This is a genomic window from Planococcus chinensis (assembly GCF_020071995.1).
In the GTDB taxonomy this organism is placed as follows: Bacteria; Bacillota; Bacilli; order Bacillales_A; family Planococcaceae; genus Planococcus; species Planococcus chinensis_A.
In genome coordinates, this window is sequence record NZ_JABWTK010000003.1 from 191,068 (window position 1) to 210,243 (window position 19,176).

20 protein-coding genes are annotated in these 19,176 nt (G+C 48.6%); 17 read left to right on the plus strand and 3 right to left on the minus strand.

The annotated features are described in order from the left end of the window. Positions 1-8: 8 nt before the first annotated feature. From HU147_RS06495 to HU147_RS06505, 3 genes are all read right to left on the minus strand, one after another. Positions 9-1,448, minus strand: a complete 1,440-nt coding sequence (locus HU147_RS06495; RefSeq protein WP_224075482.1) for a Glu/Leu/Phe/Val family dehydrogenase — start codon at positions 1,446-1,448, stop codon at positions 9-11. Between the two features lie 106 nt (positions 1,449-1,554). Further along, positions 1,555-3,048, minus strand: coding sequence for a glycine betaine uptake BCCT transporter (locus HU147_RS06500; protein ID WP_224075483.1), 1,494 nt, complete (start codon positions 3,046-3,048; stop codon positions 1,555-1,557). Between the two features lie 106 nt (positions 3,049-3,154). Further along, complete coding sequence (locus HU147_RS06505; protein WP_224075484.1) at positions 3,155-3,715, minus strand: SLOG family protein; 561 nt, start codon at positions 3,713-3,715, stop codon at positions 3,155-3,157. Between the two features lie 151 nt (positions 3,716-3,866). Between HU147_RS06505 and HU147_RS06510 the strand changes: the two genes are divergently transcribed. The 17 genes from HU147_RS06510 to HU147_RS06590 all read left to right on the plus strand — a co-directional run bounded on the left by HU147_RS06510 (position 3,867) and on the right by HU147_RS06590 (position 19,046). Then, positions 3,867-4,817 carry a threonine/serine dehydratase gene (locus HU147_RS06510; protein WP_224075485.1) on the plus strand — a complete coding sequence of 317 codons (951 nt, stop codon included), beginning with the start codon at positions 3,867-3,869 and terminating at the stop codon, positions 4,815-4,817. Between the two features lie 70 nt (positions 4,818-4,887). Then, positions 4,888-5,040, plus strand: a complete 153-nt coding sequence (locus tag HU147_RS06515) for a YfhE family protein (RefSeq protein WP_224075486.1) — start codon at positions 4,888-4,890, stop codon at positions 5,038-5,040. Positions 5,041-5,221: 181 nt separating this feature from the next. Further along, positions 5,222-5,995, plus strand: a complete 774-nt coding sequence (locus HU147_RS06520; protein WP_176294422.1) for an SDR family oxidoreductase — start codon at positions 5,222-5,224, stop codon at positions 5,993-5,995. A gap of 151 nt (positions 5,996-6,146) precedes the next feature. Further along, on the plus strand, positions 6,147-6,704 hold the full coding sequence (locus HU147_RS06525) for a TetR/AcrR family transcriptional regulator (protein ID WP_224075487.1): 558 nt from the start codon (positions 6,147-6,149) through the stop codon (positions 6,702-6,704). An 18-nt stretch (positions 6,705-6,722) separates the two neighbouring features. Beyond that, entirely contained in the window at positions 6,723-7,610 is an 888-nt protein-coding gene (locus tag HU147_RS06530) for a 3-hydroxyacyl-CoA dehydrogenase family protein (RefSeq protein WP_224075488.1), read from the plus strand. Next, positions 7,607-8,386 (plus strand): enoyl-CoA hydratase, encoded by a 780-nt coding sequence (locus HU147_RS06535; RefSeq protein WP_224075489.1) that lies wholly within the window; start codon positions 7,607-7,609, stop codon positions 8,384-8,386. The genes HU147_RS06530 and HU147_RS06535 overlap by 4 nt, the downstream gene beginning before the upstream one ends. A 13-nt stretch (positions 8,387-8,399) precedes the next feature. Further along, positions 8,400-8,804 (plus strand): acyl-CoA thioesterase, encoded by a 405-nt coding sequence (locus HU147_RS06540; protein WP_224075490.1) that lies wholly within the window; start codon positions 8,400-8,402, stop codon positions 8,802-8,804. A gap of 3 nt (positions 8,805-8,807) precedes the next feature. Further along, positions 8,808-9,875: a phosphotransferase family protein gene (locus HU147_RS06545; RefSeq protein ID WP_224075491.1), complete on the plus strand. Its 1,068-nt coding sequence runs from the start codon at positions 8,808-8,810 to the stop codon at positions 9,873-9,875. 14 nt (positions 9,876-9,889) lie between these two features. Continuing rightward, a complete protein-coding gene (locus HU147_RS06550) occupies positions 9,890-11,662 on the plus strand; it encodes an acyl-CoA dehydrogenase family protein (RefSeq protein WP_224075492.1) in 1,773 nt (590 codons plus the stop codon). 11 nt (positions 11,663-11,673) lie between these two features. Beyond that, positions 11,674-12,648, plus strand: a complete 975-nt coding sequence (locus HU147_RS06555; RefSeq protein WP_224075493.1) for a quinone oxidoreductase family protein — start codon at positions 11,674-11,676, stop codon at positions 12,646-12,648. 22 nt (positions 12,649-12,670) lie between these two features. After that, a complete protein-coding gene (locus tag HU147_RS06560) occupies positions 12,671-13,612 on the plus strand; it encodes an MBL fold metallo-hydrolase (protein ID WP_224075494.1) in 942 nt (313 codons plus the stop codon). 17 nt (positions 13,613-13,629) lie between these two features. Continuing rightward, a complete protein-coding gene (locus tag HU147_RS06565; protein WP_224075495.1) occupies positions 13,630-14,544 on the plus strand; it encodes a ketopantoate reductase family protein in 915 nt (304 codons plus the stop codon). 108 nt (positions 14,545-14,652) lie between these two features. Further along, entirely contained in the window at positions 14,653-16,395 is a 1,743-nt protein-coding gene (locus tag HU147_RS06570; protein WP_224075496.1) for a carbon starvation CstA family protein, read from the plus strand. 64 nt (positions 16,396-16,459) lie between these two features. Next, positions 16,460-16,717, plus strand: coding sequence for a cory-CC-star protein (locus HU147_RS06575; protein ID WP_036810625.1), 258 nt, complete (start codon positions 16,460-16,462; stop codon positions 16,715-16,717). 24 nt (positions 16,718-16,741) lie between these two features. After that, positions 16,742-17,668, plus strand: coding sequence for an ArsA family ATPase (locus HU147_RS06580; protein ID WP_224075497.1), 927 nt, complete (start codon positions 16,742-16,744; stop codon positions 17,666-17,668). Positions 17,669-17,683: 15 nt separating this feature from the next. Beyond that, complete coding sequence (locus HU147_RS06585) at positions 17,684-18,664, plus strand: zinc-binding dehydrogenase (protein WP_224075498.1); 981 nt, start codon at positions 17,684-17,686, stop codon at positions 18,662-18,664. A 73-nt stretch (positions 18,665-18,737) separates the two neighbouring features. After that, on the plus strand, positions 18,738-19,046 hold the full coding sequence (locus tag HU147_RS06590; protein ID WP_224075499.1) for a DUF4870 domain-containing protein: 309 nt from the start codon (positions 18,738-18,740) through the stop codon (positions 19,044-19,046). The last annotated feature ends 130 nt before the right edge of the window (positions 19,047-19,176 follow it).

The following is a 19,176-nucleotide window of genomic DNA, read 5'->3' on the forward strand; positions in this document are numbered from 1 at the left end:
TTTTTTATTTAATACAGCTTTCCTTGGCGGTATAAGACGGTTGTCAATCTCATCACGGCATGGATGAAGCAATTTTGGCGGAGTGGGAAAGGATCCCCGAAAAATTGCGGTAGAATAATATCCATTGTGGATTTCATTTTTGCAAGGAGCAGCCGGAATACTTCTTCTTCCGTATAGAACTGGGTTTCCCGGCCTTGCAGCCATTCAAAATAAGAAACGATAACCCCGCCGGCATTGGCAAGGATGTCCGGGATGATGATGACGCCTTGGTCACTCAAGTATTCATCCGCTTCTTGCGTAGTCGGAGCATTTGCGCCTTCCACGATGACACGTGCCTGGATCTCCCGCATATTGCCTTCATGGATCTGATTTTCGAGAGCAGCCAGTATCAGGACGTCGACTGGCAAAGTCAGCAGTTTATCCCGGCCTTTAATGCTTGCTTTTACACCCGTTTGGGCGATTTGATCAATGGTAGAAGGCAAATCTCCGCGATTCGTATTGGCGAATGCAATCAATGCCGGAATATCCAAACCTTCTTCGTTATAAAGCGTCACGTTGCGGTCGCTGACTGCAACGACTTTATTGTCGGTTTCGGTGCTGTTATATGCTTCGAGCGCGGCAACCGATCCAACGTTCCCGAAGCCTTGGACAGCCAGTTTCAATGGCCGGTTCGCATGTGCAAGAGCAGTCGCAGCAAAAGGATTGTCCGAAGCGGCCAATTCATCTGCATGTTCTCTTACATAGTCCGAAAACAAATAACGGAACGTAAAGTAAACGCCTTTGCCAGTAGCTTCTCTTCGGCCGAGCGATCCGCCGTTCGCGACGCTTTTTCCGGTGAAACTGCCGAGATACGGAGATCCGTGTTTGATTCTCTTGTACTCGGCCATCATCCAGTCCATTTCCCGTTCCCCTGATCCAACGTCAGGTGCAGGAATGTCTTTGTCAGGTCCGATAACATCGGAGAAATACCGGACATATTTGCGGCAAATCAAGTTGAGTTCTTTGTCTGAGTAATGCCTTGGATTCAGGAGGATGCCGCCTTTGCCTCCGCCGAATGGCACATTATGCAGCGCGTTTTTCAACGTCATCAAAAAGGCCAAGTTGACGACTTCCTCTTCGTTCACGCTTTCGTGAAAACGGATGCCGCCTTTGTACGGGCCGAGTGCATCATTGTGCTGTACGCGGAAAGAAGGAATCCGAACTACACTGCCGTCATCGAGCGGAACCCGCAGGAACGACTTATGTATTTTGTTCGGAGTGGAAAGAATCGAACTCATTGAAGTGAACGCTTGTACACGCATATTGTCTTTCAGTTCAGGCAAGAACGTGTTGCTGTCGAGCAGCGCATTGAGCGAACTCTGGATGATTGCCCGCGTTTGCCCTTCAACTTCTTCGACGCCGGTCGGGTTTTCAGTGCCGGCACCCGGTGAATTAATATTTCCGTCCATGTTCAAGACACCTCCAAGTATTTTCATTATTCTTCCTATACCCTTCCTGCTTTTATTTATGCACGCAAAACGCCCCCCCAATTATGGAAAAGGGAGGGCGTTAATCTTATTTTTTGGTTGTTTTGCTTAACTTCACTTCTGCATTCAGCGCCTTGAATAAGGAGATGATCATTAAAATCATCACAAACGAGAAAGGCAGTGCAGCGACAATGATCGTATTTTGGACAGCGGACAATCCACCGACCCATAATAGGATAGCTGCGACCAGGGATTGCGCGATTCCCCAGAGAACCTTGATTTGGTTGCTCGGCAGCAGTGAGCCGTTGGTCGACTGCATGCCAAGGACGAACGTCGCCGAATCGGCCGAAGTGATAAAGAATGTGCTGACCAAAAGGATGGCGAAGATCGACATAACAAAACCGAGCGGCATTTCACTGAACATGGCAAACAGCGTCTGCTCAGTAGCGAAACTGGCTAAATCGACACCGCTTTTTTGGATATCGATAGCAGTCGTGCCGAATGCCGAAAACCAGAAAGCGCCAAAAATGGTCGGCGTCAAAACCACGCCAATCAAAAATTCACGGATGGTCCGGCCTTTGGAGACGCGGGCGATGAACATGCTGACAAATGGCGCCCAGGAAATCCACCAAGCCCAATAGAAGATGGTCCACGCATTCAGCCAAGAGCGGTTTTCCGCATCAAGCGGCGCGGACTGGAAACTTAAGCTGATCAGATTCTGGATGTAATTGCCGAATGTTTCTGTGAACATATTAAGAATCAGCAAGGTCGGTCCGAGCACAAGGACTGAGATCAGGAGAATGATGGCCAATACCATATTCGTATTGGACAGGTATTTGATGCCTTTGTTTAGACCCGACCAAGCCGAAAGAATGAACAGGAACGTCACGGCCAGGATAATGATAAGCTGGCTCGTCGGACTCTGCGGCACACCGAAAAGATAGGCGAGTCCGCCGTTAATTTGAGCAGCGCCGAAGCCGAGTGAAGTCGCCACGCCGAAGACTGTAGCGAATACCGCCAGCACGTCAACAAGTGTTCCTAATGGCCCTTCCATTTTCTTGCCGAAAATCGGCTTCAGTGTTGATGAAATTAACGCAGGTTCCCCTTTGCGGAACTGGAAGAATGCAAGTGACAGGGCGATGATCCCGTACATGGCCCATACATGGATGCCCCAATGGTAATAAGTGCGCTGCAGCGATTCCTTGAATGCTGCATCGGTTCCGGGTTCAGCAGTTGCAGGCTGTACGGCGAAATGGCTCAACGGTTCAGAAGCGCCGTAAAACACCAGCCCGATTCCCATTCCAGCTGAGAACAACATGGAAATCCAGGAAATGGTCGAGAATTCCGGACGGTCTGTGTCTTTCCCAAGACGGATTTTTCCGTAGGGGCTGATGATGATGATAAAGGTCAAAATTAAAATAATCGCCATGAGCATCAAATAATACCAGCCGAAGCCTGTATCGATGAAGCTGCGGATGCTGCCGGTTGCTTTTTCGAAGCTTTGCGGGGCAATGACGCCAAATGCGACGGTCAAAATGACTAGGGCAAACGTGATGTAAAATACTTTCGAAGCTTTTTTCATACTTCCTCCTTTAAGGTTTAAACAGATATAACTTATAAGGTTAGCGAAAATAATTGACAGAGTCAACTAAACAGAGGAGTTCAACAATTTCAAAAAAGGATGTGATTTACTGTTCCCAATCATTCAACTGTTCTTCTTCCGCCACAACCCGCAAATCATCGGCTGTAATGGTTAACACTTGATACTCATTCTTTTCGGCATAAAGGTCGGCTTCCCGTTTCGTGAATTTAGGCGAACCTTCTGTTTCTTCATCGTATATGATGAGCATGCCGTCGGAATTGCGCAGGAAGAATTTATTCTTCTCGATAAACTGCCAAGGGGCTTCGTAAGGCCGGTTGGTTAAACTGCGGTGAAAATCGGCCTGTTCTAAAATCATTTGGTACTTTTCCTGCTTGGCTTCGTTCCATTTCTTTTCCTGTTCGAGAAAAGGGGTAAGGACCGCGTATTTCAATTGCGGAAATTCTTCCTGCAAATCCAGCACCACTTCTGCAGCCCAGGTCTCGACACCAAGCTGGCCGCTGATGATGACCCATTCCAACCCTTCATCGAGCAAAACGCGCAGACGGTTTTCAAGCGCTTTTTTGATGAACCGGACACCTGGATGCTTATCATCGAATATTCCCAGTTCATGTTGTTTATATCCTGTAATAACCAATCGTTTTAACATGTCACTTCTCCTCTCAAACAGCATACCCAGCTTCTTATTTTACAGCACTCTTCTTTTAAGGTGTACCCGGATAACTAGGTGGATTAAAACTGAAAAATCTTATAATTTAATTTGGATATGCTAAACTAAGGGCAAATAAAGGAGGTGCGGCTTGGTGAATTTGGGCGAAGTAAAAAAAGCACAGCAGCAAATTTCAAGGCTTGTCCATAAGACGCCGGTTTTAACATCTGGTCTTTTAAACGAACGGACCGGCAATGAAGTTTATTTGAAGGCGGAGCATCTGCAGAAAACCGGTTCGTTTAAAATACGGGGGGCAACAAATGCAGTCAAGCAGGCAATTCAGGAAGGCGCGCAATTTATTACAGCTGCCTCTTCCGGCAACCACGGGCAAGCGGTCGCCTATATTGCAGATCAGCTTGGCGTGCCGGCAACGATTGTGGTGCCGGAAGATGCGAACCGCGCAAAAGTGGCAGCGATCAAAGCCTACAACGGGAAGATTGTTTACTGCGGCTTGACTTCCGCAGACAGGATTCCAAAAGCCAAGCAGCTGGCAGAAGAAAACGAAGGCGTCTACATCCCGCCATATGACCATCCGCTTGTCATCGCTGGGCAGGGAACCATTGGCCTTGAGTTGCTCGAACAAGTGCCGGACATCGAAATCATCGTCGTTCCTGTCGGCGGCGGGGGATTGATCAGCGGCATCCTGACGGCGGTAAAAGAGCTCAATCCGGATATCCGGGTCATAGGAGTGGAGCCGGAAACGGCCAACGATACGTATTTGTCGCTTGAGAACAAACAAATCACTGCGATTTCCGGAACAACGACAATCGCGGACGGCTTGCGGACATCGCAGCCGGGCCAATTGACGTTTCCGATTTTGCAGGAGTTTTTGGATGACCTTGTATTGGTGACAGAAGACGAAATCAAAGAAGCTTTTCAATTTACATTGGAGCGCACCAAGCAGCTCATTGAACCCTCGAGTGCGACTGCGCTCGCTGCTGTATTGTCAGGGAAGTTGGAAGTGAGAGGCAAAAAAATTGGCGTGATTTTATCCGGCGGCAATGTGGATTTAAAGCAGATAGATCAGTTTCTTCCAGAGTGAAAATCAGGTTTAGCCTCTTCCGGAATGGGAAAAGATACGTATACTTTAAAACCAGGAAGGAGCGGTAAGAATGGCAGAAGAAAAACAACCGCATGAAAAGCTGGCGGACAAGGAATTGAACGTGAAAGCGGCCCAAGAAGTACATCTGCAAGATGATTTTAAAAAAGCAGATAAGGCTGGAGAACAGGCGGACAAGGAAAGTGAAAAATCAGATGAGAAATAAGTTAAAATGACCGGCGGATTTGGAAACTATTCAAATCCACCGGTCATTTTTTTGGGAAAAGGCAAAATTCCTTTATTCGAATCTTGCATTCTAGAAATGAAAGCGTTAACATAATGTTTAAGTATTCTGAACATACCAACTAGTTAGTATGTAGAATAGCAATCGGATGGAGGAATGGAAAATGGACGTTATGGATTTATTCAGGTTGGATGGCAAAACGGCAATTGTAACAGGAGGCGGGCGCGGCTTGGGCGCGCAAATCGCGGAAGGTTTTGCGGAAGCGGGTGCCAATGTAGTGGTGTGCTCCCGGAAGCTGGAGGCATGTGAAGAAATCAGTGAACAGCTGAAGCAAAAAGGTGTGAAATCCCTGGCTTTAGCTTGTGACGTGACAAATCCGGAAGACGTAAAACGTGTCATCCAAAAAACCTTGGAAGAGTTCGGCACAATTGATATTCTCGTCAACAATTCGGGTGCCACATGGGGAGCCCCGGTTCTCGATATGCCGTTGGAAGCATGGCATAAAGTCATGGAAGTCAACGTCACTGGAACATTTCTGATGAGCCGGGAAGTTGGGGAAACGATGATCCGCCAAAAAAGCGGGAAAATCATCAACATCGCTTCGGTCGCCGGGCTCGGAGGAATCGACCCGCAGCTGATGGATACAATTGGCTACAATACCAGCAAAGGCGCTGTTATTACATTCACAAAAGACTTAGCCGCGAAATGGGGCCAGTTCAATATAAACGTCAACGCATTGGCGCCTGGATTCTTCCCGACGAAAATGTCGAAAGTGCTCATTGAACAAGGCCGGGACCGGTTCCTTGAACAAACGCCATTAAAGCGTTTTGGAACAGATGAAGACTTGAAAGGCGCCGCCTTGTTCCTGGCATCCAAAGCGTCGGATTATGTGACAGGAGATGTCGTCATTGTGGACGGCGGGATGCACGCTATTTAAAGCGGGATCAAGAGAAGCTTCAGCCAGCGCAGTTTTGCCGCACCGGCTGTTAGTTGAACCAACCGGACTTTTGCGGTCAGTTGATTTTGGCTTGTTAAAGCGAAAATCCTGCTGACCATCAAAGCGGGATAAAGAATAGCGGGGAATTGGCATGAAAGCAAAAATCAAGCAGCAAAGCATTAGCCTATTCGAACAAAAAGGTTTTAGCGGAACTTCTATCCAGGATATTGTCGAAGCGCTCGGCGTCACAAAAGGAACTTTCTATTATTACTTTCCAAGCAAAGAACAGCTGTTGATGGACATCCATTCCAACTATATCGATGACTTGCTTGAAAGGCAGAAAGGCATTCAGGAAACGGTTTCGGGCAATCAGCAGAAACTACAGGCGATTGTGGAGCTGCTGATTGGCGATATTCAGGACCACGGTCCGAGCGGGCGGGTATTTTTCAGGGAAATGCGGCACCTGACTCCTGAAAATTCCAAGGAAGTTAAAAGAAAGCGGGAGCAATTCCGCTTGAATATCGAAAAGCTCATCTCGGATGGCATTAAAGCAGGGGAGTTCCGCAGTGATTTGCCGCCTGGCATGGTGGCTTTTGCTGTCCTCGGAGTAACGAACTGGAGTTACCAGTGGTTCAATCCGACGGGAGGCATAACCGCAAAGCAATTAGCGAAGATTTACAGCGATATGATTTTAAACGGCATCACTTAATCTAGGAGGCGAACAGCAGTGAACGACTTTCCAATTCAGAAAATGGCAGTAATCGGAGCAGGGCAAATGGGGCATCAGATTGCTATGCTCGGTGCACTTGGCGGCATCCATACGGCACTTTACGATGTGGATAAAGAAGCGCTTGCTAAAGCACAAAGCAGCTTGGAAATGCTGATGGACCAGTGGGTAGTGAAAAAGAAAATTACCGATATGGAGAAAACGGCGGCGTTCAATTTGCTGCAGTTTACGAGTGATTTGGAAAAGGCGGCAGGTGATGCTGATTATGTAATTGAAGCGGTCGTGGAGAAGTTGGATGTAAAGCGTGAGATTTTTAGGAAATTGGACAAGATCACACCGCAGCATACCATTCTTGCGACGAACAGCTCGACCATCGTCAATTCGCTTCTCGCAGAAGTGACCAGCCGTCCTGAAAAAGTATGCAATATGCATTTCTTTTTTCCGCCGCTTGTGATGGACTGCGTCGAGGTGGTCATGAGTGAACAGACGTCAGAAGAAACCGCGCAAATTTCCTTGGAATTATGCCAGCGGATCAACCGCACCGGCTTATTGCTGCGAAAAGAAATTTCAGGCTTTGTTGCCAACCGGATTTTAGGCGCCTTGCAAAAAGAAGCGATGCATCTATACGAAGAAGGCGTCGCGGATTACAAAGAAATTGATTTGATTGTCAAAAAAGCGCTCCGGCATCCAATTGGGCCGTTTGAATTGATGGATTTATCCGGAATCGATGTAGCGTATTATGTGATGCAGCAACAGTATGCAGAAACCGGTGATCCGAAGGACAAGCCTTCCTCAGCCATTGAAGAAAAAGTGAAGGCAGGGGAATTGGGACGAAAAACCGGGAAAGGTTTTTATGACTATCCAAAAAAAGAGGTGAAAACGCCATGACAGCAGTATTGAATGTAGAAAAAACGGATGGCTATGCGGTAGTGACCATCAACAATCCGCCAATGAACGTCATCAGCAATCAAGTATTCAAGGAACTGGATAGAGTGTTCGGCGAATTGGGAACAGAGCCTGAAGTGAATGCAGTCATTGTGACGGGGCAAGGAAGCAAAATTTTTGCGGCGGGGGCCGACATCAAAGAGTTTCCTCAATTGATCGGCCAAGGGGGCCTGAAAGAGAAATTCCTGGAAACTCACGCCATTTTAAATCGAATCGACCGCTTTGAAAAACCGGTCATTGCCATGCTGAACGGGCTGACTTTTGGCGGAGGCTGTGAAGTGGCGCTGTGCTGCGATATCCGGATTGCGGAAGAACACGCCCAGATTGGCTTGCCTGAAATTACGCTTGGCCTGTTTCCTGGAGGCGGCGGTACACAGCGCTTGCCGCGCCTTGTAGGGGAAGCAAAAGCGAAAGAGCTGATGTTTACCGGTGAAGCGGTCACAGCAACCGAAGCCGAACGCATCGGTCTGGTCAATAAAGTAACGGCCAGCGGAGAAGGAATGGAAGCGGCACGGAAAATGGCGAAGCGGATTGCCCGATTCTCGCTGCCGGCTTTGTCCCGCATCAAAAAAGCAGTGGATGAAGGACTGGAATTGCCGCTTGAACGTGGCACTGACCTTGAAGCAGGCTTATTCGAAGAAGTGTTCCAAACAGAAGATGTACAGGAAGGTGTAAAAGCCTTTATCGAAAAAAGAAAACCGGCATTCCAAAACAAGTAAGGGGCGAAAACCGATGGCGCATGAGATTACAGTAAAAGTCCGTTTTAGTGAAACCGACGCGTTGGGGCATGTCAGCAATATCAGTTATTTCATCTATTTGGAAGAAGCGCGGATCGAGTTTTTCCGGGAACTGGGGCTTGAAATGGATATTGATAAATGGAGCGTCATTATGATATCTGCGAATTGTGTGTTTTACAAACAAGCTTATTTTGATCAGCGTTTGAAAATCACTTCCTATGTGGCGAAAATCGGCAATTCCAGTTTCAAAATAGGCCACCGGATCACCGATGAAAATAGCGGCGAGCTGATCGCGGAAGGCGATGCGGGAGCGGTTTATTTCGATTTCTCTTCCCAGAAAAGTGAACGGATTCCAGACGGCATCCGGGCGAAACTCGAGATGCATAAGGAAGAGGTGTGAGCGATGGTCGGGAAAACAAGTGACACGATCCCTGTCCGTTCCGGAGAAGAGCTTGATGAAGCCAAGCTTGTCCAGTTCTTAAAAGAGAATATCGAAGGACTGCCTGAAGGGCCGCTTGAAATCCGTCAGTTTGGCGCAGGGCACTCGAATTTGACTTATGCATTGACCATAAGAGATTGGGAAGCGGTGTTGAGGCGTCCGCCGCTCGGGCCGGTAGCGCCGAAAGCCCATGACATGGAACGGGAATTCAATATCTTATCGACGCTTTATCCGGTTTTTCCGGCAGCGCCAAAACCTTTTGTTTTTTGCTACGATGAGTCCATCATTGGCAGCCGCTTTTTCATCATGGAACGGCGCCGCGGCGTAGTCATTGATTCTGAATTTCCGCAAGGCATTGAACCGACTGAAGAACTGGGGCGCAGGATATCCGAATTGATGGTGGATACACTGGTCGACCTGCACGCCATCGACTATACCAAGACAGCGCTGGCGGATATGGCGAAGCCGGAAGGGTTTATGGAACGCCAAGTCCATGGCTGGATCGGACGCTATGAACGCTCGAAAACAGATGACATTCCTGAAGTGGATGAACTCGCAGAATGGATGCGCACGCACATACCGGATTCTCAGGAGCCGTCCATCATCCATTATGATTTCAAGCTCAACAATTCAATGTTTTCAGCAGATTTTTCGGAGCTCACGGGCCTTTTCGATTGGGAAATGACAACGGTTGGCGATCCGTTGGCCGATTTGGGAGCAGCGATGAGCTACTGGATTCAAGCCGATGATCCGGAGCTCTTGAAAACGGCTTTTGGAAAGGCTCCTGTAACGGTAGGGAAAGGGTTTTATACGAGGAAAGAATTTATCGCACGCTATGCGGAGAAAAGTGGAAGGGATGTCTCAACAATCGACTTCTACTTGACCTTTGCTTATTTCAAATTGGCGGTCATTTGCCAGCAGATTTACTACCGCTATGCAAAGGGGCAAACAAAAGATGCCCGCTTTGCCCATTTTGGGGAGTTTACCAAAAGCCTGATCCAGTATGCATTGGTGACAGCGAAGAAAAAGTAAAGGGATGAAACGAGATGGAACCTAAAACCTTAATGTACCGGGGCGGCAGCTTTTTATATGAAGAAACCGACGCAGCGAATATCTTTACACCGGAAGATTTTACAGAAGAGCATAAACTGATCGGCAAAACGGCCAAGCGCTTTATGGAAAGCGAAGTGCGGCCGAATAATGAGGCGATTGAGAGCCAAGATTTTGTCCTGGTGAAGGAGTTGCTTGAAAAAGCAGGTGATCTTGGGCTTCTTGCGCACAGCATCCCGGAAGCATATGGGGGGCTCGGCCTCGACAAAATCAGCAAAGGCATTGTCGGGGAAGCTTTGGGGCCTGCTGGCAGCTACAGCGTCGCGCAGTCCAATCACACCTGCATCGCGACTTTGCCGATCACTTATTTCGGGACGGCCGAACAAAAAGAGAAGTATTTGCCGAAACTGGCATCCGGAGAATTTATAGGCGCTTATTGCTTAACCGAACCGAACGCAGGGTCGGATGCTTTGGCAGCGGAAACAACTGCGAAACTGAACAGTGCAGGAACGCATTACATATTGAATGGCACGAAGATGTTCATTACGAATGCGGCCTTTTCGGATACGTTTATCGTCTATGCAAAAGTGGATGGTACAGCCTTTACGGCATTTATCGTGGAAAAAGGATTTCCCGGATTGATGCTTGGAGCGGAAGAACAGAAAATGGGCATTAAAGGCTCTTCTACCCGGGCCGTCATTTTTGAAGACTGCGAAGTCCCGGTTGAAAATCTTCTCGGAGAAATTGGCAAAGGCCATGTCATTGCTTTGAACGTATTGAACCTTGGCCGCTACAATTTAGGCTCTGCAACAATGGGTGCTGCGAAATACGGCCTTGAACTGGCAGTGAAGTATGCAAAAGAACGGCGCCAGTTTGGCAAAGCCATTGCCGACTTTACCGCCACCCAGGAAAAAATCGCCGATATGGCGCTTCGTATCTATGCATCGGAGTCGCTGCAATACCGGACAGCCGGCTATTTGGAAAAAGCGCTTGCCGGTCTTTACGATGCGGAAGATTCAGGTCTTGTGGCGAAGCGGATGATGGAGTATGCCACTGAATGCGCGGTGTGCAAAGTATACGGCTCGGAAACACTTGATTTCACTGTTGACGAGGCACTGCAATTGCACGGAGGCTATGGTTTTATCAAGGAATACAAAATTGAGCAGATGTACCGCGACTCGCGCATCAACCGGATTTTTGAAGGCACCAATGAAGTCAACCGCCTGATTGTTCCAGGCAACCTGCTGAAAGCAGCGGCTAAAGGCCAAGCACCGCTCACGGAAGCTGTCGAACGGGCGATTTTGGAAATCAGATCACCGGAAGTGGAATCGATCGGTCCCATTTCCCGGGAAATAGAAGCGGTCCGTGCCATGCGACGGGTATTCCTGTTATGCGCCGGACTTGCCTACAAAAATTACGGAGCAGCACTCAGCGAAGAACAGGAAACCTTGATGAAGCTGGCGGATATCGGCATCGCTTTGTTTGCGGTGGAGTCTGCGGTATTGCGCACTGCCAAAGCCATTGAATCACAAGGCAAGGACGCTGCAGCTTTTAAAATCGAACTGGCAAAAGTGCTGGTCGACGATGCGTTGCTGGAAGTGGAAATGTCAGCACGGAAACTGTTGCAGGGTGCAGCTTCTGAAAAAGGGCTGCACGATAACGTTCGGGCTGTGGCAAGTGAATTGAGCCGGCTGCAGCGGGCAGGCGGAAAAGCCTCGAAACGGGCAATTGCGAAGAAAATTTTGGCAGCAGAACAATACATTTCATAGGGGGAAAAAGGATGAAAGTCATTAAATTCGAGCAATTCGGAGGACCGGAAGTGCTGCAATGGACGGATGAGGAGAAACCGGCACCCGCTGAAAACGAAGTATTGATTGAAATCAAGGCAAGCGGCGTTAATTACGCCGACACAGCTAGACGCGAAGGCCAGTATGTAGTGCCGACAAAGTTGCCTTACGTACCGGGAGCTGAAGTGGCGGGTGTCATTGCGGAAACCGGAAGCGGCGTGAAGCGGTTCCAAAAAGGGGACCGGGTGGTCGCGTTGATCGAATCGAACGGCTATGCCGAATACGTGGCAGTGGACGAACGGGTTTTAACACCTGTTCCGGACGGTGTGGACTTTGAGCAAGCGGTTGCTCTGCCGCTGCAGGGCTTGAGTGCCTACCATATTCTGAAAACCATGGGGCGCCTAGAGCCGGGTGAAAGTGTATTGATCCATGCGGCTGCCGGCGGGGTCGGACAGATTGCAGTTCAGTTGGCGAAATTGTTCGGTGCCGGCAAGATTATTGCGACAGCAAGCACGGACGAAAAACTGGCACATGCCAAATCAATGGGTGCCACGCATCTGGTGAACTATACAGAAGAGGGCTGGGTAGACAAAGTGAAGGAAATCACGGAAGGCAAAGGGGTGGACGTTGCCCTTGAAATGGTCGGCGGCGAAGTGTTTAACCAGACGGTGAAATGCCTGGCTCCATTCGGCCGTTTAGTGATTTTTGGTGCGGCGAGCGGCAAGCAGGCTACATTCAACCCTGGCCAATTGATGCGGAAGAATCAATCCGTTATCGGCTTTTTCCTGCCGCAGATCATGCGCAAGCCGGAATTGTTCCAAAGCAGCTTCAAAGAATTGCTGGGCTATATGGCAAGCGGCGACTTGAAGCTGACAATCGGCGGAACCTATCCGTTGGAAGAAGCGGCCGAAGTGCATCGCTTACTGCAAGGCAGAAAAACCATCGGAAAACTGGTGTTGAAACCGTAACTTTTCGGAAAGAAGGGATTGTATGCTTGATCAACTGGGGATTGAAGCCATCCGGATCGATTTGCCATTCCGTCTGAACCATGTGAATTGCTTTATGGCGGAAGGCGGAACAGGGTGGACCATCATTGATGCCGGCTTGAACAATGACTATACGAGAAGGTTGTGGGAGCAGCAAATCGGAAAACGCGAAATAACGGACCTGCTGATCACCCATTATCACCCGGATCATTTCGGCTATGCCGGCGGGCTGCAGGAAAAAACAGGAGCGAAAGTTTCTATGACGAAGACAGATGCCAATTCGGGTCTGTCTTCTTGGCAGTCCGAATTTCTAGAGATGATGCCGGATCATTACAAAGCTTCGGGTGTGCCGGACGAAAAGTCGGCGCAAATGGCAGGCAATACGGCGGACTTTCAGCCCTTGGTCAATCCGCTGCCGAAAATCGATCATTATTTTGAAGAAGGAGAGACAGTGCTGATTGGCAAATATAAATACGAAGTGATTTTTACGCCCGGCCATTCGGACGGCATGGTGTGCTTTTACAATGGAGAAAAGAATGTCTTGCTTTCGGCGGACCATATCCTGCCGAAAATTTCGCCCAATATTTCTTACTGGTACCATGGCGACGAAAATCCGCTGGCTTCGTATTTGACTTCTTTGGATAAAATCAAGGAACTGGATGCTGAATTTGTCATTCCGTCTCACGGCAAACCCTTTTACGGCGCCAACAGCCGGATAGCGGAACTGAAAACGCATCATGCTGAACGGCTCGAAGAAACGGCGGATGTGCTCCGTGAAACTGCTACGGTCTACGGGGCATGTGAGCAGCTTTTCAACCGGCCATTGACGGTTCATGAAATGCGTTTTGCGGTAGGCGAAACACTGGCTCATTTGGAGTATTTGCGTCATGCTGGAGAGTGTGAACGTGAAATGGACAACGGCGTTTGGCATTACAGAAGGCGCTAGGAAAGGATGGATAGTAAATGAAGATTCTTGTAGTGGGGGCCGGGGGAATCGGCGGCTATTTTGGAGCAAGGCTTATGGAGACAGGCCAGGATGTGACGTTCCTGGTGCGCGAACGGCGTAAAAAGCAGCTGGAAGAAACCGGCTTGAATGTTGAAAGTGTACATGGCGATGTGCATGTAAAACCAAAACTGGTAACGGTGCAAAATCCAGATGGCCACTATGACTTGATTGTCCTGACCGTGAAATCGTATCAATTGGAGAATGCTATTGAAGACATCCGCCCATTCGTTAGCGAGGGCAGTATGATTCTCCCGCTATTGAACGGCATTGCGCATATTGATGAACTGGAGCAAGCGTTCAGCGAAGAACAGGTGCTTGGCGGTCTGTGCTTTATTGAAACCACGCTTGACAGCAACGGAACAATTATCCAGACCAGTCCGATGCACCAGCTTGTTTACGGAGAGCGTTCCGGTGAAGAAACGGAGCGGATTTTAAAAGTGAAAGAAGCATTGAGTGGAACGAAAGCAGAATTCGCCTTAAGCGAAAACATTGTACAGGATATGTGGCATAAGTATCTGTTTATCACCGCGATGTCCGGGATTACAGCCTCAATGGAGTCAGCGATCGGACCGGTCCGGGAACTGGAGAGCGGAAAGGGGACAATTGGCGCCTTATTACAGGAATTGGTTACGGTTATGAATGCACTTGATGCCCCGATCAAAGAAACGATTGGCGAAGAGCAGTATGCAAAAATCATGTCGCTTGCACCTGAGATGAAATCGTCGATGCAGCGGGATGCGGAAAAAGGGCAGCCGATCGAAGTGGATCATCTTCAAGGATATCTGCTGCAGGAAGCGAAAACCCGAGGACTGGCTGTACCCGTTTTGGAAACGATTTTTACCAAGCTTAAGCTTTATGAAATCAGCAGGTAAAAAGATTAAGCTATTTTTCCTAATAATATTTACATTATTCTGAATGTTTTCTATGCTTGATTTACAAGTTTATTTAGACTTGTAAAAAACAAGAAGGAGTTGAAGCAATTGAATGCTATCGCCCTTGCTGCCATCGGAATTTTTGTTTTTATTTTAGGTTACCGTTTTTATTCCAAATTTGTGGCAGAGAAAATTTTCAAGCTTGATCCGAATTACGTAACGCCGGCACATAAGTTTAAAGACGGTGTGGATTTTGTTCCGACCAATAAATTTGTATTGTGGGGACATCATTTCACTTCGGTCGCAGGAGCAGCTCCGATTTTAGGGCCGGCAATTGCGGTGTACTGGGGCTGGCTCCCGGCGGTTTTATGGGTGGTTCTCGGAACCGTTTTTGCAGCCGGTGTCCATGATTTCGGTACGCTCGTCCTGTCCGTCCGCAATAAAGGCCAATCGGTCGGCACACTGGCGCACCGCTTGATCGGCCAGCGCGGGAAAGTGTTATTCCTTTTCATCATTTTAATACTCGTGCTGATGGTCAACGCAGTGTTTGCCTGGGTTATTGCAAACTTGTTCATTTCCTTCCCGGCAAGCGTTTTGCCGGTGTTCATCCAGATTCCGCTTGCCGTGTGGATTGGCCATGCGGTTTACAAGCGAAACAAGAAAATGCTGGTGCCGTCGCTTGTCGCCTTGGCGGTTATGTATATTACAGCCGTCATCTCAAGCCAAGTCAATTTCCTGCAAATCGACTTGGTGCGCTATATGGGCGGAGAAGAAGGAGCAGGGTTGTTTGGTTTAGGGGCGATTTCCACTGCGTTCTTCATTTGGATCATCATTTTAATGATCTATGTGTATATCGCTTCCACCTTGCCGGTGTGGAAACTGCTTCAGCCGCGCGACTTTATTAACTCGCATCAATTGATCGTCGGGCTTGGCATCTTGTATCTCGGTCTATTGTTCACCAACCCGCAGATTACCGCGCCGATTTCGAATCCGGATGCGGACGTCTCGTGGTTCCCGCTCCTGTTCATCACTATTGCCTGTGGAGCCATTTCCGGATTCCATGGACTGGTCTCGTCCGGGACTTCTTCCAAGCAGCTTGATAAAGAAACCGAAGCGCGCTTTGTCGGTTATCTGGGGGCTGTAGGAGAAGGGATTTTGGCTTTGGTTTCCATTATTGCGGTCATCACGTTCTTCCCGAACCGCGAGGCATTCTTTGCGACTTACAGCAGCTTTCAAGCGGCAAGCGGAGCCGGTCTTGGGACATTTATCCAAGGGGCTTCCCAGTTGGCGGAAGGTCTGTTAATCCCCGCAAACGTCGCTGCGACAATTGTATCTATTATTGTCGTGTCGTTTGCAGCAACTACGCTTGATACATCTGTCCGCTTGATGCGCTACATCATTTCAGAACTCGGCGTAGAGTACAATGTTCCTTCTTTGGAGAAAAAGCATGTAGCGACAACGATTGCGGTTGTGGCAAGCGCCGCGCTGGTATTGCTCCCGGAAGGGCCGAACGGCTTCGGTTCCGGTGGGTACTTGCTCTGGCCGCTGTTCGGAACATCGAACCAGTTGCTTGCCGGCATCAGTTTGCTGCTGATTTCCATTTGGCTGAAAAAACTCGGAAGAAATTATGCGGTCACCATCATCCCGATGATCTTCCTGATGTTCATGACGCTTTGGGCAATGTTCCAGCAGGTCTTCCTGCAATGGGCTTGGTACGCAGATTCCCCGAATACCTTGCTGTTTGTTTTCGGAGCCATCATTTTCGTCTTTACACTGTGGATTATCCTGACAGCGATTCAGGCGTTGATGAATCCGCGGGATGCAGGAATATCGGAAATCGATCTGGATTAAAAGGGCGGGAGGGATCATCTTTATATGATCCCTCTCTTTATACATATGAAGGAGGCGTGCAGGTATGCTCGATAAGCTGAAAAAACTCATCGCCTATTACGAGGAAGTTTTGGAATTGCCGCACCGCACTGAAATTGCACGGGAATTGCGTGCTGAAGATGATTTGTTTCTGCTGATGCTGTACTCAGAAATGCTTGGAATCCCCAATCCGGCTTATTATTATACGCTTGAACTGTATCCATACATGATCGAGGAATTTCACGACTGGCACCTGAGGATGGGCATGGAAAAATCACCTTTAAGCGGCATCCGCTGCTGTTAGTTCAGGAAGAAATGAGGAGAATCAATGGACGTTTTATCAAAAAGCATCATTTTTGTGGGCGGCAAAGGGGGCGTCGGCAAATCGACCTCGGCTGCAGCCATCGCCTGGCAATCGGCGAAAAGCGGGCATAAGACTTTGTTGATTTCCACCGATCCGGCACATAATGTCGGAGACATTTTCAATCAGCGAATTGGTGGCAAGACCTTAAAAATTGCAGATAATTTGTATGCCTTGGAAATCGATCCCGAAATTGAAACAGAAAAATACATCAAAGGGGTCAAAGAAAACATCAGAGGCACCGTCCATACGAGCATGATGGAAGAAGTGAACCGCCAGCTTGATACGGCGAAGGCTTCCCCGGGGGCTGACGAAGCGGCATTGTTTGATAAGCTGATTCATATCATCTTGGAAGAACGCCAAAACTTCGATAAACTGGTCTTTGATACAGCGCCCACCGGGCATACGATCCGGCTCTTGACCTTGCCGGAACTGATGGGGGTCTGGATTGAAGGCCTGCTCGAAAAAAGGCGCAAAACGAACGCAAACTATACGGCTTTGCTGAATGACGGCGAGCCCAGGGAAGATCCGATTTACGATGTGCTTCGGGAACGGCAGGAGCGATTTTCGAAAGCGCGGGAAGTGCTTCTTGATGAACAAATAACCGGATTTATTTTCGTCTTGAATCCGGAACGTTTGCCGATTCTTGAAACACAGAAAGCGTTGGAATTGCTGCATAAATATCATTTGCATGTAAATACGCTGATTATCAATAAAGTCCTGCCCGAAGAAGCGGATGGGGAGTTTCTGCGCGAAAGGAAAAAGCATGAGCAGCAGTATCTTGAATTGATCCGCAAAAAATTCCCGAAACAGGAACTTATTTTCATTCCGCTGTTTTCAAGGGACATCATCAGTATGGAACAGCTGGAGCTGTTCAGTGGCCAATTTGTCTAGGAGGGGTTAGAACACATGAAAGCATTTGTCATCGAATCTGGAGAATTGAAAGTAAGAGACATGGAAGAACCACAAGCAAAAGCGGACGAAGTGGTCGTCGCGCTGAAAACCGCAGGCATCAACCGGCGAGACCTTGGATTGCCGAAGCGCTATGGCAGCCGCCCGGAAGCGCTCATCATTGGTTCGGACGGAGCTGGGGTTATCGAAGCGGTCGGAGATAAGGTTAGCGGATTTTTAGTAGGCGATGAAGTGATCATCAATCCGGCGCTTCGCTGGTACGGCAACAGCGATGCACCGCCGGCAGAGTTTGATATTTTGGGCATGCCCGACCACGGCACATTTGCTGAAAAAATTGCCTTATCTGCAGAGCAAGTCGAGAAGAAACCGGCCCATTTGTCGTGGGAAGAAGCCGGGTCGCTCGCCTTGGCAGGGTTGACCGGTTACCGGGCGCTGTTTACAAAAGGCGAAGTAAAGAAAGGCGATACGTTGTTTATTCCCGGAGCGGGAAGCGGTGTGGCAACGTATTTGATTCAGTTTGCGAAAAATGCAGGCGCCAGGGTCATTGTCAGCTCCAGAAGCGAAGAAAAGCGGAACCATGCTCTTGAGCTTGGTGCAGACCGGGCCATTGCGAATGACAGCGACTGGCCGCAGGGGCTGTCCGATGAAACGGTCGACCTTGTCATTGACAGCGTCGGTGCGGCGACGTTCAACCGCTCACTCGAAGTTTTGAAAAAAGGCGGGCGCATCGTCATTTTTGGCGCTACAACCGACGACAACGTGGATTTCAATCTTCGCAGTTTCTTCTATGGCCAATATCAATTGTTCGGTTCGACAATGGGCTGCCGGGAAGAGCTGCGCGCCATGCTTGCCCATATGGAAGAACACGGCACGCATCCTGTCGTTGACCGGGTCTTCGATTTGGAACACGCGCAGGAAGCATTCGATCATTTAGGCAACGGAAAGCAATTCGGCAAAGTCGTATTGCGGATAAAATAATTTTGAACTTCTGAAACTTTCCGGTCAGTCAGCCGTAAATAAGGTATTAGAAAAAGACTGGAGATGAAAATAAATGGAGAATACAGGCTTTAAAATACTTGTCCATGCCAGTGCGTTCTTTGCTCCGTTTTTAGTGCCGTTTATCGTATTTCTGATTACGAGCGACCCGGAAGTGAAAAAACTGTCCATCCAGGCGTTGCTGTTCCAAGTTGTGATGGGTGTGCTGTTGACGATTTCAGGTTTCCTAGTGATCTTCATCATCGGTATTCCAATGCTGATCGTGTTTGGCTTGATGACCGTCATCGTGCCGATCATGGGCATTATCCGCGCATTGAACAACGACAAATTCGACTATCCGATCGTTGGTGCCTGGTACCAATGAAACCCCTCCTCTTGAGGGGTTTTTTTATTGGCAAAAAGGGTCTGTTTTATTAAAAATTTCTGATGGAAGCATATTTTAACCTTAACCGGGCGTATTTCGAGAACAATGGAGCGTATTTCTCGAGTAGTAG

Coding starts and splice junctions, on each gene's coding strand:
- HU147_RS06540 (WP_224075490.1), top strand. CDS start 8,400: ATGGCGCATGAGATTACAGTAAAAGTCCGTTTTAGTGAAACCGACGCG.
- HU147_RS06585 (WP_224075498.1), top strand. CDS start 17,684: ATGAAAGCATTTGTCATCGAATCTGGAGAATTGAAAGTAAGAGACATG.
- HU147_RS06505 (WP_224075484.1), bottom strand. CDS start 3,715: ATGTTAAAACGATTGGTTATTACAGGATATAAACAACATGAACTGGGA.
- HU147_RS06565 (WP_224075495.1), top strand. CDS start 13,630: ATGAAGATTCTTGTAGTGGGGGCCGGGGGAATCGGCGGCTATTTTGGA.
- HU147_RS06555 (WP_224075493.1), top strand. CDS start 11,674: ATGAAAGTCATTAAATTCGAGCAATTCGGAGGACCGGAAGTGCTGCAA.
- HU147_RS06580 (WP_224075497.1), top strand. CDS start 16,742: ATGGACGTTTTATCAAAAAGCATCATTTTTGTGGGCGGCAAAGGGGGC.
- HU147_RS06525 (WP_224075487.1), top strand. CDS start 6,147: ATGAAAGCAAAAATCAAGCAGCAAAGCATTAGCCTATTCGAACAAAAA.
- HU147_RS06500 (WP_224075483.1), bottom strand. CDS start 3,048: ATGAAAAAAGCTTCGAAAGTATTTTACATCACGTTTGCCCTAGTCATT.
- HU147_RS06520 (WP_176294422.1), top strand. CDS start 5,222: ATGGACGTTATGGATTTATTCAGGTTGGATGGCAAAACGGCAATTGTA.
- HU147_RS06575 (WP_036810625.1), top strand. CDS start 16,460: ATGCTCGATAAGCTGAAAAAACTCATCGCCTATTACGAGGAAGTTTTG.
- HU147_RS06550 (WP_224075492.1), top strand. CDS start 9,890: ATGGAACCTAAAACCTTAATGTACCGGGGCGGCAGCTTTTTATATGAA.
- HU147_RS06545 (WP_224075491.1), top strand. CDS start 8,808: ATGGTCGGGAAAACAAGTGACACGATCCCTGTCCGTTCCGGAGAAGAG.
- HU147_RS06560 (WP_224075494.1), top strand. CDS start 12,671: ATGCTTGATCAACTGGGGATTGAAGCCATCCGGATCGATTTGCCATTC.
- HU147_RS06495 (WP_224075482.1), bottom strand. CDS start 1,448: ATGGACGGAAATATTAATTCACCGGGTGCCGGCACTGAAAACCCGACC.
- HU147_RS06535 (WP_224075489.1), top strand. CDS start 7,607: ATGACAGCAGTATTGAATGTAGAAAAAACGGATGGCTATGCGGTAGTG.
- HU147_RS06515 (WP_224075486.1), top strand. CDS start 4,888: ATGGCAGAAGAAAAACAACCGCATGAAAAGCTGGCGGACAAGGAATTG.
- HU147_RS06590 (WP_224075499.1), top strand. CDS start 18,738: ATGGAGAATACAGGCTTTAAAATACTTGTCCATGCCAGTGCGTTCTTT.